This window comes from Allorhizocola rhizosphaerae, from assembly GCF_003426775.1.
Classification (GTDB): domain Bacteria; phylum Actinomycetota; class Actinomycetes; order Mycobacteriales; family Micromonosporaceae; genus Allorhizocola; species Allorhizocola rhizosphaerae.
The window spans coordinates 1-14,455 of record NZ_QJUG01000052.1 but is presented as its reverse complement, the minus strand read 5'-3'; the positions used below and the strand labels follow the sequence as shown (position 1 = coordinate 14,455).

Genomic DNA, 14,455 nt, shown 5'->3' with positions numbered 1-14,455 from the left:
GCTATTGCCGTTGTCATCTCGTTGGGCAGCCCAAAGCAATGCTTCTCGAATTGCTCGGGCCTGAATAGCTTGGAGTTTCGCCCCTTCGCGGCCCGAGACCAAGACAATCTCTAGCCGAAAAGTCATCTGCTCATTGCTATTCTCACTAGCGGCACGACCGTCCGAATTGCCAGGTTCTACGGCGGGTCGCGCCCATTCATCATACGTTTCCATTCGTCCGTTTGCAGTGGTGTCAGCCACCTAATTCCCCCAGTTTGGGCCGTGCGCATCCGCGCACTGAAATGCGAATTCGGCACAGGGGAACCTCCTTTAAAATCGCGAAGGAATGCGACTGTTCGAAGTCGCGCAGTTGATTTCTAAGCCTGCTTCTCGAATGCAAACAACGCTCGACAAAGGCATGCGCCGACGCGTCGAAGTCAAGACAGCCCTGGGCACACGCAGTGGGCCGCCGACGGCGTCACAGGGCTTCGGACAGGCGTTCGATTATGATCTCGCCATGGGTAGACGGCCGTCGCGCCACGACCTCTTGGCAGGGAGACGGGAGTACGAAGTGGCCGTACGGAAGCTGCAGCAGGCGATGCTCCGCTTCGAGGCGGCCGGCGTCCCGCTCACCACCGACCTAGGCCGGATGATGCAGCTGTGGAACCGTAGCAGGTGGGCGCGGTCGTCGAGATTCGCGATGCTTGGATTCAGCTGGTGGAAGCACGACGTACCTACGAGCGCCTCCTACGCGACGACGCCGGATGATCGCTGAGAAAATACTCGCCGAAATGTGAGCCGAGCCTTGTGCTCTGGCAACCGGCCGTTTGGCCGGTGATGACGGCCCGAAGCAAGCCACGGTGATGTCGCCTGTGATGAGCCTGGCGCGCTGCCCGGTCAGACTGACGCGGCGTGGCGACGTCCGAATGTCTACTCGGACATACGTTGTCGCTCGACGCGCTGTAGGTCGGCAAGGCGCTTGACCATCTCCTCTCGCAGGGTCTGTGCGTGGTCGGCCTGGTCGAGGCGTGTGTAGGCGTCGATGGCTGCGTCGTGGCTGGCTGTCGAGTAGGGGTCGATGGTGATGCCGACGAGGGCATGGGTGAGAGCTTGTTCGGGCGTGGTGGCCGTGCGGGCCAGTGCAGCGTGGGCGTCGGCGATGAGGTGGCGTGCGTTTTGCCGGTGCTCGGGTAGCCACGGCCAGGTGTGTCCGTCGGCGATGGGTCCGGCGTACTGGGTGGTGGCCTGGGTGAGGTCGCCGCGTCGCAGGTGGTACAGAAGTTGCCACCAGTCGACGGTGATCAGTTGCGGATCGAGGCGGTAGGTGTCGTCGAGGCGCATAAGCGCGCTGCCGTCGTTGGCGGCCAGTAGCCGTCGCAGTTCGTACAGGCAGCTGTCGAGGCTGGTGGTCGCTGAGGACATGGTCATGTGGCCGAAGATGTGTTCCAGTAGTTCGTATCGGCTGGTGCCGTCAGGGTGTAGCGCGAGGTAGACAGCGATTTGCCGGGAGCCGCTGCGGCGGATGTGGATGGCCGGACTCGACGATGTGGCAAGCCGTAGCGGGCCGAGGATGGACAGATGAAAGATCGCCGACACTGGGGGTTCTGGTGGCGCCGCTTGGTCTGAAACAGCCGCAGGTCCGGTGGTTCGCTTGAGCGCCTGGGCGAGTTGCGCCAGCCCTTGGGGGTTGAGCATGTTGACGCGGCCGATGGTGGCCGTGCCTGCCGTCGTACGGCCGTAACGGTCAACTGACCAAGTATCGCCTGCGTCCCATTGCCCGGCAACGACAATGCGGACGTCATGTTCACTGCCCAGTTCAGCGAGCGCAGCGAGGCGTCGCGGTTGGACGGTCGGCGGCTCGATGAGCAGCACCAGGGGCGGATGGACATTGTCCGTACTTGAGGTGTTGGTTTCGTGGGTGAGGGTGTATCGGCGGTGGATCTCCATCTGGATGCGGTGCATGGCGGCGTGGGTGTCGTGGGTTGGCGTCACGCCGGGTAGAGACAATTGAGCGCCGGTTAGGGCGTGCAGCAGGTCTGCTGGGATGACGATTGTCGCGTTGGTGCTGGTGGCGGCTGCGGCGAGGATTCCGCGCAGCGCATCGGTGCTGCCGGGTCCGGTGATAGCGACGCCGTCGGCTGGAAGGGCGTCGATGCCCAGGTCGGTTGCTTCGCGCAGCCCGATCGTCAATCGCGGTGCGGTGGTTGCGTCCTGCTCGAGGACGGCGATGTCGTAGGTGGTGGTGGTTGGTTCCTCGCTGGTGGGGTCGGCGGCGCCGTGTCGGGCGGCACGGATGGCCCGTAGCAGTGCCGAGGCGGGTGCCAGGGTGCGGGAGCGAAGCAGGGCGATCGCGGTTGCGGCGAGTACACCAGCGGCGACTGGCCAGACGATCCAGCCACCGGGAACATCGACACCCTGCCGGCGGACGTCAGCACTCGATGATCCGTCTGAGCCTGGTCTGGTTGGGGCGTCGGGAAAGGCGCCAGTGTCGTCGGGGGTGTGCGCGGGCCCGAGTCGGCCGGTGCTGTGCGGCGACGCGGGCTGCGTGACAGGGTTCTCGTGGATGGCCGGATGGTGGACGCCGGTGGAGGAAGCCGCGGGTGGGGTGGCGTGCGCCGAGGTGGCCACGGCGACAACGCTGGTCCCCAGCATTCCGGCGGCGAGCACACGCATTGGGCGCGGAAGGATGAGCGGTGGTGGCCGCCGTGCGAAGCGTATCCATGCCTCCAGCGCGAGTGACGCGACCAGCGCAAACCACAGCAGCCAACCCGCCAGCGCGGCGATGATCTTGATCGGCAGGTGCGCCAGGGGTTGATCGGCGAAGGTTGCCCACTGGTCGGCGGTGGGCCACCGGTGCGGCAGTGGCCATCCCGCCCACATGACCAAGGCGGTAGCGGCTGCGGCGAGGAGCGCCGCGGTGGTCAGTAGGGAGGCCAGCGCGCGGGCTGCCGCCGCCATCCGCGCCATCACGCGCCGTCCACCGCCCTTCACCGGAAGTTCTTGGATCCATCGTGACGAGGATCGGATCGCCCGGCAAATAAGTGATCGACAGTCGTTGACATGATCGGGCAGACTTGCCTTCGTGGACTCGTCTGGCACGGTGCTGGCTGTCCAGGTCGGACCGGCGGTCACGGTCGCGGCCGTCGAGCGTGAGGGACATCGCTCGGCGCTGTTGTTCGGTGACCAGCTCACGCTGCCTACTCCGACCGTGCAAGAGGACGACAGCCGTGATCTGGTCTCGGCGGTGACGGTCACGCGGCGTGAGGCAGCCGAGCCGGTGATCGCAGCGCTGGCCGAGCATCTGCGGGCGGTTGCCTCGTACGCGGGCCAGGTCGATACGGTCGTGGTGACGGTCCCGCCCGGTTGGGGACCACGCCACCACGAGATGGTGACCCAGGCCGGGCAGCGGGCCGGTTCGGGCATGGTGCAGGTGGTCAGCGAAGCCGCCGCGGTGGCCACCGCCTCGTTTCCCGGCTCTTCCGACGGCGCATTGGTGCTGGTGTGTCATTTGGGTGAGCGCGCGAGCGAGGTGAGCGTGCTGCGTCGCCACGCAGCCGGATGGGAAAGGATTGCCACACAACCGATCCGCAACGCCACCGGTGAGCGCCTTATTGACGCCCTCACCCAGCAGCTCGGGCTGCCTGCGCCGGTAGCGGACAGCGTGCGTGATCAGCTTTCGCAGGCGCAGTCGCGGCTGCTGGACGGCCAAACAGCGGCGGTGATCCTGACCGAGCGGCCGTCCCCGGCCAGCGTCACACCCGCAGACCTGCACCAGGTGGCACAGCCGCTACGGCAGGCGGTGGCAGATGCGGTGCTCGACACGCTGGACGCCGCTGACGTGGACGCTGACCGGCTGCACGGTGCCGTTGTCTACGGCGAGGCGGCGCAGGCATTGTCACCATCGTCGACCGACGACGGCCGGCTCGGCATCTCGGCTTCCGTGGCCCGCGACGGTCGACTCGCGGCCGTCTACGGTGCCCTGGACTGCGTCCGAAGCGCGGCTCCCAAGGTTCATGCGCCGACGATGCGGGCCGGGTGGTGGAAATACCCGAGTAGCCTGGCTGCTCCGATGGTGTGTATGGCGGCCGGAGGACTGCTGGTGTGGCAGACCTTCGACATCGTGGCGCGGCTCATGCCGCCAGAATTTTCCCGGCTCACCTCCGACTACGAGAAGTTGCGCGTCTACTTCGACACCGCAGCGTTCGCGTTGGCTGGCTGGGCGTGGGCGCTGGTGTGCCTGACGGTGGGCCGGAACGTGGCGGCGGCACTGCTGGCCGAACAGTCGCGGGCTCACGCCCGCCAGGCCGGGCAGATCTTTGCCTTCTCCGGCCTGCTGGGCCTGGTCGTGGCGACCCTGCAAGGGCTGCTGGGGCAAGCGATCATCGGTGGACCTGTCGAATTGGCCCCGCCGTATCTGAGTTCGGCGCTGGCCGGTGCTGTCGTCCCTTCCGCCCTCGCGATCGTTATCGGTCTGGCCGCGCCATGGTTACGGGGACGTCCATTGTGGACCGAGCGGGTACGGTTCCCGGTGGCGTCGTTGGCGCTGGCGGCCGTCGGCGTCCTGGCTGTGAACGCACGTGCCAGCGGGATGCCGATGACGGTTATGCCCACGTGGGTGGCAGCGATCCTCGGTGTTACCGGTGCCGGGCTGCTCGGCGTGGCCATCGCGTTAGCGCTGGTCACTGCGGCGCCGGCGCGGCTTATTCTGGCGAGCATCATGGGTGCCGCATGCATGGTCATCGTGGGGTACAGCACGCTGCACAGCACCATCGTTATCTACCTGGTCGTTATCGCGGTGTGGTGGATCCGCCGCACCAGCCGCATCCTCGCCGACAACCTCCCGCCCGGATGGTGGCGCCGATTCGCCCCCACTCGCCGCGCACCTGACGACAAACGCATCCCGTAGCAGGGGATCGATCAGATGGCTCCGCGCACTGTGTGACGCCTTGGCCCTGTTGACACGTGGTGGCCGCTCGACCAGGCGCGGCAAACCTCCGACATCCTTTCCTGGGTGCCGATGATGGGGTTTGGGTTGCCCGGCGGTTGGCCGTCCGGGGTCAGGATCGGGGATCGCGACCGATCACACGGGTCACTTCCGCCCACACCTGCGCCGGATGCGGCTCAGGCACATGGGCATGCAGCGACTCCAACTCGTCCATGAGCGCCTCCAGCTCAGCCTGCCTTGTCACCCACGGCAATACCGTCAACATCGACGTCGAACAAGTCGACGGACATGTCCAGGCGGAGCGGTAGCCACATCTCGAACATCGTGAACCGCCCCAGCCGAATCCGCGTCCTCTGGTGTGCACGCTATTGGGTCCACTCCCGATCCGCAGGTTTCCGTCCCCATCGCGAGATGCACGTCGATCCGCAGCTCAGGGTGCTCGTGTCAGCGTGTGTCAGACCGTGTCAGTTCGGGTCATCGCCCAATCCATTGCCGCCGTCCCATGACGCGCTGATCCTCGGGTGAGCGGCCGTTAGCGGCACACAGCTCGGTCGGCTCGGTCGCCTCGGTACCGGCAGACGGACGAAACAGAGGTGGATCATGGATGTGGTGCGACGCGGGGCCGTCGCGATCATCAACACTGCGGTGATCCTCGCAGTGGTGGCTGTCCCGCCATGGGCACTGCTGCACTTCGCCGGAAACCCGTTCCCGCGCGCCGTGGAGGAGATCGGTCGTTTGACCGTCGAACCCTTGACGCTGCGCCAACTTGCCCCATTTCTGACTATCGTTCTATGGGCTGTGTGGCTGCTGCTGCTCAGCTCGCTGGCGATCGAGGTGATCGCTCGGACCAGGGGCATTTCCCCCTTCGATTGCGGATGCTGCGGCCGGTCCAGGGCTTGGCCGCGGCCTTGGTCGCAGGCCAGGCCGCCACACTGTTCGCCCCAGCAGCCACCTCTGTCGCCTCAGGCATATACATCGGCCAACCAGCCGACACCGTGGCCTTAGCGGCTTCGCCCATGGCGCGGCCTCAATCGGTAGGTCCACGATTGGTGGCACACGTTGTTAGCGAACCCGCACCAGTCGATACGGTCATCACGGTGGCGGCCCGCAACCTGCCTGCGGCGCAAGGCCCAGCCACCGTCCTGGTCGGCGACACCAGCTACACCTACATCGTTGAACGCGGCGACCACCTGTCGAAGATCGCCAAAGCGTGGTTAGGCGACGCAGACCGGTGGCCGGAGATCTGCGAACTCAACCGGCACCGGCACTTCCCCAAGGTCGGCGGCACCCTGCGCGACTGCAACATCATCTATCCTGGCTGGGATCTGCGGCTGCCCGCCGACGCTCGTCCACCGGCCGACGCCACGCCCACACAGCCACCCGCACCACCGCCCCAGGTCCAAGACCCGGACGGCGTGATCGGTGAGCCGACCCCGAGCCCGTCAACCACGGTCAGCCCTTCGGCCGCCGCCGCCAACCCGGTCGTGCCCACCGTGCCCGCCACGTCAGCAACCCCATCCGCGTCTACCAGCAGCACGGCATCGGTCTCACCGAGTGCGGGTGGGTCGCCGGACGCGTCGGCGAGCGCACCGGCCGCCGACGAGCATGGTGTGCTGTTGCCCGATGGCAGTTGGGTGACCTGGACCCTCGCAGCGGCGATCATTGCCGCCGCCGCGCTGGTGTGGCTGCAGCGCCGCCGCCGCTTCACCGTCGACGCCGACGATGACGACCCGCCCACCGAGCTGCCGCCGCCGGTCGCCCGGCTACGCCGCGCCGTCGCCCACCACCCTGAGCTGACCCTGCACGCCGGGGAAGCCGAGCAGGCCGCCGCGGTCCCCAAACTCGCCGCGCTGCCACCCGGTGGCATTGGGCTGCAAGGCGACGGCGCCCGCGCCGCAATCGTTGCCGCGTTGGCTTCCGGCGGGCCACACCACCCCGACCGGCGCGGCGAAGTCGTCATCGACGCCGCCACCCTGGCCACCCTGATCGGCTCCGACGCCGCCACCCTCGGCCCCTGGCCCCGGCTGCACATCGCCGACGACATCGACGACGCCTTGACCATCATCGAAGCCCAGCTACTGCACCGATCCCGCATCCTCGACGAACGCTCACTGTCCGATCTGGACACACTGCGGCAGGAGGCACCCTATGAGGAGGCCCTGCCGCCGATCCTGCTCGTGGCCGACAGCCCACCGCCCGGCGCCCGGATGCGCGCCAAATACGGCCTCGTCCTAGGCACGGGACTGCGTGTGTCGGCGCTCCTGCTCGGCGAATGGGCGCACGGCGCCACCGTCGAAGTCAGCACGGACGGGCATACCAAACTGCTGTCCGGGCAACCGGCCGAGCCGGTCCCGCCGCGCCTTCCCGTGCTGCAAGCCGACGCCGCTGTGCACATCCTGAGCACGCTCCACGAAGCCCACACCGGGCAGCCACCCGCCGCGCCCTCATTTGTTGCGCCCACCATTGCGCTGGTTGCCATCCGCGCCGCCGAACCGGCACCCGCTGCGCAGCCAGAACCGCCGACACCCTCCGCCGCTGCGGCTTCGGCCGGGGCCGGCGGCCGTAAGGCCCGGCTGTGCGTGCTCGGCGCACCGCGCATCGAGGACATCACCGAACCCGGGCGGGACCTGCGTAGCAAAGCGCGCGAGCTGGCGGTGTTCCTGGCCTGCCACCCCGACGGTTCCTCCACCCGGGAGATCGGCGAATACCTTGAGCCCGACGCCCGTCTGTCCCAGGCCGACCAGCGGGTGCACACCAACGCCTCCAACCTGCGCCATAACCTCGCCCGTGCCGGCAGCGCCGACGCCAAGGCCGCCTACGTCATCAAGAGCGCGGGCCGCTACCGGCTCGACCCGGCTACCGTCGAGGTCGACATCTGGCAGCTGCGCGACCTGCTGCGCACCGGCGGCATCGCCACCGGCGAGCACAGGCGGGCACTGCTGACCCAAGCGTGCAACCTGTACACCGCGCCGCTGGCGGACGGCACGGACTACGAATGGATCACCCCGCATCGGGAGGCGGTCCGCCGCTGGGGCATCGAAGCCCACCTGCTGCTGGCCGAGGACCTGCTCGACACCGACCCGCATGCCGCCTCGACTCTGCTGGATAAGGCGATCGGCATGGACCGCTACAACGAATCCTTGTACCGCAAGGCGATGCATGCCCGGCACGCTCTCGGTGACGCCGATGGCATCCGTACCCTGCTGCGGGCGCTCACCAAGGCCCTGGCCGACCTGGACGCCGAACCTGAAGAGGAAACCACCGCCCTGGCCACGAAGCTGCGCACCAGCCTGGAACACCGATGACTACCACCTCCTCCACCCGGCCCGCTGTTCCGCCCGCGCTGTACGCGGTGGCGTTCACGCCGCTGCTGCGCTGGCTCGTCGCCCACCACAGCACTGAACCCGACCGGCCGTGGCGCACCCGATGCGCGTGCGGAGCACCGTTGTGGCCGGGCACCTGCGGGCCGACCGGTCGCTGCCGCGTGTGCGCCACGCCGGTCAGCCCGCGACCATTCCAGCTGGAAGCCGCCACCATCGCCGCCGCCGTCATCCTGTGGCTGTCCGGGTGGACCGGATGGGCGCTGGCCGCGTACGCGTGGTGGGCCACCGGCATGATCGTGCTCGCCTTCGTCGACCTCGCGATGCTGCGCCTGCCGCACCGCCTCACCGCCGCTACCACCATAGGATTCCTTGCCCTGCTGGCCGCCGGAGGTGACAGCACCGGGTGGTGGCGGGCCGTTGCCGCCGGTGCGGTGCTGGCCGCACTTTTCGCCGTCTTGGCTGTGCTGTCGCGTGGGCAGCTCGGCTGGGGCGACGTCGCCCTGGCGGTGCCGGTGGCCGCAGCCTTGGGCTGGCACAGCTGGGCGGCGGTGTACGCGGGATGCCTGCTCGGTTTCGGTGCCGCCGCCGTCACCGCCGTCGCCATGCGCAAGACCAGAAAACTCCAGCCTGGGGGTCACCTGCCGCTGGGGCCGTTCCTCATCGCCGGGGCGGCAGCCGCCCTGATGTGGCAATGAAAAGCACCTGTACCACGACCCTTCCCACTTCCCCTCTCAAGGACATAACTATGGTCGAACCGCGAGAAGCCACTTGCACCGCGCGCCTGCGCGACGGGTGCCGCGCCACGCACGCCGACACCTTTGGCCTGGCCGCACAGGCCGTCGCCCAACAACGCTGGCGGCGCACCCTCGAACCCATCCGGCTGCTGCGCGAACGCGCCGAGATGCTGCCACACGCTGTCGTCCGCGACGCCCTGCACGCCGGTCTGGATTGGTGGCAGGTCGCCGATTATCTGAACATGCACCCGCAAGACGCGTGGGAGCTGTACCAGTGCACGGTCAATGGGGCGCGGTCTCCGGCCGAGCAACGTCGCGACCTCGCGGTGAGGTTGTGCGCCGGCGTCGATGTCCTGCACGAGTTCGACCCTGCTTACGGGGCCGACCTCGACGATCTGACGACCACACACAGCTGCACCACGACCCAACCGTGTCGCGGCTGCGCGAAGCGGCGGTGCTGTTGAGTGCCGACATCTGGATCGCGGTCAACCCACCCGGCCAGGCCACGCCCGGCATTGAGCCCGGCGCGGTGGCCCTCACCTGGACCAGCGTCGCGGGCAACCTCGCCGAGATCGACGAGGTGCGTCAGGCGCTGCAGGCACGCCGGTCCCAGGACCACTGCCGATGCCTGCCGACCGGGCACCCACACCGAACACCGGCCTGACCCGGTCGAGACGACGCCGCCAAGCCGGTCGCCCACCCCACGGCCAGACACGAGAAAGGACCACCAACGTGACCTTCGACGACATCAGCAGGTTCTACACCGCCAACCAAACGCTGATCGCCAGTGTCGGCGCGCTGGCGGGTGTGGCGGTGCTGCTGGTGGCGGCAAACCGGCTCCGGGCGCTCAAAGAGCACCGGGCGACCCTGCTGGTCGCCAACATCCTCACCATCCTCGCCGCCGCACTGGCCACAGCGGTGAGCGCATCAGGCATGTGGAAGTTCTTCACCGACATCCTCGGCGAAACACCCTTACGGATCGCGTTCTTCGCCTTCATCGAGATCGCGCTGTTCGCCTCCGCACTGCTGGCCCGATCAAGGCTGCTGCGTGACCCGCAGACCGGCACCACCGGCATCGACGGCATCGCCGTCTGGGCGTTGGCTGCACTCACCGCGACGCTGTCCGCATTGGACAGTGACAGTTTCCGCGAAGTGTGCCTGCGCCTGGTCGCCCCGCTGGTGGCCGCCTGGATGTGGGAACGCGCCTTGGCCGCCGAACGCAACGTGCGGCTCGGCAGAACCGCCCGGCGGATCAACTGGGCCATCACGCCAGAACGGATCTTTGTCTGGCTGCGCCTGGCCGAAGCCCGCGACCGCGACGTGTCCCGAGTGGACCGGGCACGCCGCCGCGCCAAACTCGGCCGGGCACGGCTACACCTTCACCTGCTGCAAAGCAAGAAATCGTTCGCCTGGCGGGTCCGCCGCGCCCACCGCAGAGTGGTCAAGCAGGCGATGCAGGCCGCCGAACACATCGGCCTGGCCGACTTCCCGGACGCCACCAACGAACGCCAAGCCATGCAGATGTACATGGCCACCCTCTACGGTTTCGTCGACGCCACCTCACCGCAGGCGGTCGCCCACCTCAACGCATGGCAGCACGACACCAGCGCGGCCACGCACACGATCGATGCCGCCGCCCCGGGCCACGCCCTCGATCCCAACCAGGCCAAGCACGACGCGGCAGCCGAAACCGCGAGCACCAATGGAACAAAGGTGCTCCGAGCCGTCCTGCCCGGCCAGGCGGCACTGGAGGATGCCAGCCACCCGCAGCCTGGTCGAGCCGAACAAGCCAACGGCCGGCACTTCTCGACCGGCACCGCGGTCTTGGAGTACACCGCGCCAGAGTTGCGCGGCGATCCCGAACTCAGTGGCCGCCGTGAGCCCGACGCGGCCACCTTCGGCCTGTCCCCGGATCTTGACGGCCGCTCATTCCAAGCCGCAGGACCGTCCGCCGCCCAGCGCGACGGCAGCGGCGCGCTGGACGACGACGCACTGGACGACGGCATGACCGGCGACGACCGGCCCGATGACGAGGCCGACCTCACCGCCGTTGCAGCCATGCGCCGCTTCTGGGACCACGAGGTCGCAGCGGGCCGGGTTCCCACCGGAGCGGAATTGTCCCGTGCCGCTGGCGTGCCACCGGCTACCGGCCTCGGCCGCCGCAAGCGCCGCGAGTGGGAAGCCGAACTCCCCGAACACCTGCAAACCGCAGCCGGTGCAGGAAGGTGACTGGCGCAATCGCCTCGGCCCTGTCAGGCCATGTGCTATCACGGCCGTCATAGGCATGGGCAGTCGCCAGCGGCCGAGGCGCGATACCCGATCGCCGGCGTTGACGCGAACAGCAGAGGCAACGCACCAACGCAGATGCCGCCGTGCGGGGACATGCACCCGCCGACAATCGGCCGGTGCCACACACGCCGACAGCGCTCGTAGTGATCCGCGGAAACTCGGGTTCCGGCAAGACATCCCTGGCCCGCCAGCTTCGCCTGCACCATGGGCGCGGCTTCGCGCTAGGGCATGCATCGAAAGCGCCGGTCACAGCCACCCGTTGCGCTGAGGCAGGGATAAACCGCTACTTCAGCGGTGGAGGTGGCGAGTACGGTGTGGCTGTGGCCGGGTGATCGCGTGCAGCGGCGGCGCACGGAGACCGACACGCGGACGCGAAGGAGCGGATGGTGCCAGGCGCTGTACTGCGAGGGGTGACTCTGGACTGTGCCGACCCGCAGACGCTGGCGGGCTTCTACGGCGCACTGACCGGGATGCGCGAACTCTTCAGTTCGGACGAGTTCGTCGCTCTGACGGACGGCTCCGGCTGTGATCTGGGGTTCCAGCGGGTTGACGGATACCGGGCTCCGCAGTGGCCGGGTCAGGACGTGCCACAACAGTTCCATCTGGATTTCCGCGCTGACGACCTCGATGCGATGGAAGAGCTGGCTCTGCAACTCGGCGCGGCCAAACCGGACCATCAGCCCGGCGACGGACGCTGGCGGGTACTCCTGGATCCGGCCGGCCACCCCTTCTGCCTGACGTCCTCCTGACATCACCGGCGTGACAGGCAGCCCGGCACGGATCTGGAAATGCTGATCGCGGGCGGCGAGGGACAGCACGTCGAGTTCAAGCGGACCATCACCCCGCAGTAGGACAAGCGATCGTTCCTGAAAACCGTCGCAGCGTTCGCGTCCTTCAACTCCGGCACCATCTTGGTCGGCGTCGAGGACGACGGCGAGATCGTCGGTGTGCCTGCCACCGACCGTGCCGCTGTGCAACTGCTCATCGCTTCGGCCGTCCGCGACAACATCGAACCCGCGCCGCGCTATCAGCTGCGGTGGGTCGAACACGATCACAAGCACGTGCTGTTGCTGGAGGTGGAAAGGCCGGCCAGCGTGGCACGTGCTCTACCCGAAGAAGCCCGAGTTCTACGTGCGTCGCGGGGGTAGCACCCTGCGGGCCAAGCGCGAACACATCACGGCCGGGTTCGGCACGCCGCCGGGGGTGAGCACCGCCGCACGTCGGTCAGGTCGACTTGGCACGCCGTGTGCGATGGCGACCGCCTACTACGTGAGACCATCCGTGTCGAACATCGGCAACCCGACCAGCAATCGGCGCGAGGAGAACGACGGCATGGGATACAACAAGCTGCCCGACGTGCGGCAGCGCCACGAGGCCGCTGCCGCAGAGATGACCGCCGATACTGTGCAACAGCTCGGACTGGTGTTCACTCCGCTGGCTCTGGCCGACATTCCTGCTCTCGCCAACGAGATCGCCGAGCTGCGCCGCCTTTACCTGACCGCGCGCGGGCACTTGCGCGACATCCTCGGCGACGAGGCCATCAAACAGCTTGGCTTGGGGAACACCAGCCCAGCTGGGTTGCCGCCGTCCGAGAAGTAATACGCACGATCGACTGCCACCGACGCCAATTTCTCGCCGAGAAACCACCGGCTTCGCCTTGTCAGCTTTCGTGAACTTCGGGCGCAATCACACGTTCGGCCCTAGTTTCCTGATCGTTGTTGACCAAGCGGCAACGAGGTGGGAGCCCCATTCGATAGACTTGGTAGCCACAGGCCGGTTCGCCGACGGAGATCGGGGAAGCCTTGCCATGGCTACCGAAGATGGATCAGCACAGGAACTTGTGATTGCGATCGTTGCGCCAATCGGCACCAACACCGAAGCAATCTCAGCTGAGCTTGTCAATACTTTCCATACGAAGTGTGGCTATCAGGTCGAGCAGATCCCGGTCAGTTCGCTTATCGGAAAACAGGCGGACGTCGACCTGTCCCCATCAGACTTCGAAGACGAACGCATCAAGAGGCTGATCGAAGCCGGTAACTCACTGTGCCAGTCTCACGGAGACGCCGCAGCTGTCGCACAGCTAGTCATTGCACACATTCAGGCGATCCGGCTCGAGCGAACAAGCACAGCGATGCCTAGCGGCGATCGCCGCGTGTTCATCGTTCGGTCGCTAAAACGCCCGAAGGAGGTAGAGCTTCTTCGGGACACCTACGGCCGCAGTTTCTCCTCATCGCCGCGCAGGAGCCGCTGCCTACCCGAATGCATAACCTGACATCGAAAAATCTCAGCCCCCGAAACGATGCAGATCGGGCCAAAGTAGCTCAAGACCTGATCGATGTCGATGGCGAAGAATTGGAAGACCGGGAATTCGGCCAGCGCGTCAACGACACCTATGCCATGGCGGACTACTTCCTTGCGGCAGCCGATGAAGTACCTCGATTCGTCAAGCTGCTTTGGGGAGATCCCACCATTCCGCCAGAGCCTGCGGAATTCGCGATGTACTCGGCCCACGCAGCGTCAGCACGATCCCTCTCCGCGTCGCGCCGCGTTGGAGCTGCACTCGTAGTCGAGGACAAGGTGATCGCTACCGGTTACAACGACGTCCCGCCAGGAGAAACCGCAGACGTGATCGAAGGCGCGGATGCCAGCGAGATATACAAGCGAGAGATGCTCAAAGAGACAATCGAGCTCGTCGGCCACAGGCTCGGTGTTGACACCTCCGCGCTCGAGTTGACCGACATCGCGAAGACCCTAAAGCGCTCCATGATCCTCTCAGTCATTGAGGGACAGCGCGCAGTACACGCCGAGGCCGCAGCAATCGACGACGCCGCCATGCGAGGAGTCGCCGTAAGGAATGCAACGCTCTACACCACAACGTTTCCATGCCATCTCTGTTTCAAAGCAGCGCTCGACGTAGAAATCTCAGAGATCAGATACATTGATCCCTACCCGAAGTCGCGGGCCAGAGAGATGTTCCCCGCCGGCGCAAGCAGGCTGCATCCCTACATAGGAGTAGCGCCGCGAATGTTTCTCCGCGCCTTCTTAGTACGGCAGTCACGACATGCCGTGTGAGCTGGCGGAATGAAGCCCAGCCAGATGATGGACGGCCGCCGCTCGATCATCGAAAGTTGTGGACAATTCAATATCAACTGCGGCGGCCGCAGAATGCAGCGTAGTCGCTGCAT

At 66.8% G+C, this 14,455-nt stretch carries 13 protein-coding genes and 1 pseudogene; 13 read left to right on the top strand and 1 reads right to left on the bottom strand.

Going from position 1 to position 14,455, the window contains the following annotated elements; genetic code table 11:
* The first annotated feature begins 325 nt into the window (after positions 1–325).
* The gene (locus DM816_RS13555; RefSeq protein WP_162907428.1) at positions 326–754 is read left to right on the top strand and encodes a hypothetical protein; all 429 of its coding nucleotides are present in this window, start codon (positions 326–328) and stop codon (positions 752–754) included.
* A 155-nt stretch (positions 755–909) separates the two neighbouring features.
* On the opposite strand, the gene DM816_RS13550 is transcribed toward DM816_RS13555, so the two are convergent.
* A complete protein-coding gene (locus DM816_RS13550) occupies positions 910–2,652 on the bottom strand; it encodes an AfsR/SARP family transcriptional regulator (protein WP_162907427.1) in 1,743 nt (580 codons plus the stop codon).
* 409 nt (positions 2,653–3,061) lie between these two features.
* Here DM816_RS13550 and DM816_RS13545 point away from each other — a divergent pair, with 409 nt between their 5' ends.
* From DM816_RS13545 to DM816_RS13490, 12 genes and pseudogenes are all read left to right on the top strand, one after another.
* Positions 3,062–4,885 (top strand): Hsp70 family protein, encoded by a 1,824-nt coding sequence (locus tag DM816_RS13545; RefSeq protein ID WP_117210577.1) that lies wholly within the window; start codon positions 3,062–3,064, stop codon positions 4,883–4,885.
* A 1,136-nt stretch (positions 4,886–6,021) separates the two neighbouring features.
* Positions 6,022–8,229 (top strand): AfsR/SARP family transcriptional regulator, encoded by a 2,208-nt coding sequence (locus tag DM816_RS13535; protein ID WP_117210575.1) that lies wholly within the window; start codon positions 6,022–6,024, stop codon positions 8,227–8,229.
* Positions 8,226–8,942, top strand: a complete 717-nt coding sequence (locus DM816_RS13530) for a prepilin peptidase (protein WP_117210574.1) — start codon at positions 8,226–8,228, stop codon at positions 8,940–8,942. Before DM816_RS13535 ends, DM816_RS13530 begins: the two co-directional genes overlap by 4 nt.
* A 50-nt stretch (positions 8,943–8,992) precedes the next feature.
* The gene (locus tag DM816_RS13525) at positions 8,993–9,445 is read left to right on the top strand and encodes a hypothetical protein (RefSeq protein WP_117210573.1); all 453 of its coding nucleotides are present in this window, start codon (positions 8,993–8,995) and stop codon (positions 9,443–9,445) included.
* Positions 9,436–9,645, top strand: coding sequence for a hypothetical protein (locus tag DM816_RS13520; RefSeq protein WP_211588684.1), 210 nt, complete (start codon positions 9,436–9,438; stop codon positions 9,643–9,645). The genes DM816_RS13525 and DM816_RS13520 overlap by 10 nt, the downstream gene beginning before the upstream one ends.
* 68 nt (positions 9,646–9,713) lie before the next feature.
* Positions 9,714–11,210: a hypothetical protein gene (locus DM816_RS13515; RefSeq protein WP_117210571.1), complete on the top strand. Its 1,497-nt coding sequence runs from the start codon at positions 9,714–9,716 to the stop codon at positions 11,208–11,210.
* Between the two features lie 176 nt (positions 11,211–11,386).
* Positions 11,387–11,494 (top strand): annotated as a pseudogene (locus DM816_RS44410) (AAA family ATPase); the annotation flags it as partial.
* A gap of 186 nt (positions 11,495–11,680) precedes the next feature.
* Entirely contained in the window at positions 11,681–12,019 is a 339-nt protein-coding gene (locus DM816_RS13505; RefSeq protein WP_425455240.1) for a VOC family protein, read from the top strand.
* A gap of 162 nt (positions 12,020–12,181) precedes the next feature.
* Positions 12,182–12,418: an AlbA family DNA-binding domain-containing protein gene (locus DM816_RS13500; protein WP_246001929.1), complete on the top strand. Its 237-nt coding sequence runs from the start codon at positions 12,182–12,184 to the stop codon at positions 12,416–12,418.
* 103 nt (positions 12,419–12,521) lie between these two features.
* Positions 12,522–12,869, top strand: a complete 348-nt coding sequence (locus DM816_RS13495; RefSeq protein WP_117210568.1) for a hypothetical protein — start codon at positions 12,522–12,524, stop codon at positions 12,867–12,869.
* Positions 12,870–13,077: 208 nt separating this feature from the next.
* Positions 13,078–13,542 (top strand): hypothetical protein, encoded by a 465-nt coding sequence (locus DM816_RS42495; RefSeq protein WP_162907423.1) that lies wholly within the window; start codon positions 13,078–13,080, stop codon positions 13,540–13,542.
* Positions 13,530–14,342 carry a deaminase gene (locus DM816_RS13490; protein ID WP_117210567.1) on the top strand — a complete coding sequence of 271 codons (813 nt, stop codon included), beginning with the start codon at positions 13,530–13,532 and terminating at the stop codon, positions 14,340–14,342. Before DM816_RS42495 ends, DM816_RS13490 begins: the two co-directional genes overlap by 13 nt.
* Positions 14,343–14,455: the final 113 nt, after the last annotated feature.

Excerpts from the sequence above, each read along its gene's own strand:
- DM816_RS13555 (WP_162907428.1), top strand. The coding sequence starts at position 326 with ATGCGACTGTTCGAAGTCGCGCAGTTGATTTCTAAGCCTGCTTCTCGA.
- DM816_RS13550 (WP_162907427.1), bottom strand. The coding sequence starts at position 2,652 with ATGCGTGTGCTCGCCGCCGGAATGCTGGGGACCAGCGTTGTCGCCGTG.
- DM816_RS13530 (WP_117210574.1), top strand. The coding sequence starts at position 8,226 with ATGACTACCACCTCCTCCACCCGGCCCGCTGTTCCGCCCGCGCTGTAC.
- DM816_RS13525 (WP_117210573.1), top strand. The coding sequence starts at position 8,993 with ATGGTCGAACCGCGAGAAGCCACTTGCACCGCGCGCCTGCGCGACGGG.
- DM816_RS13495 (WP_117210568.1), top strand. The coding sequence starts at position 12,522 with ATGGCGACCGCCTACTACGTGAGACCATCCGTGTCGAACATCGGCAAC.
- DM816_RS42495 (WP_162907423.1), top strand. The coding sequence starts at position 13,078 with ATGGCTACCGAAGATGGATCAGCACAGGAACTTGTGATTGCGATCGTT.
- DM816_RS13490 (WP_117210567.1), top strand. The coding sequence starts at position 13,530 with ATGCATAACCTGACATCGAAAAATCTCAGCCCCCGAAACGATGCAGAT.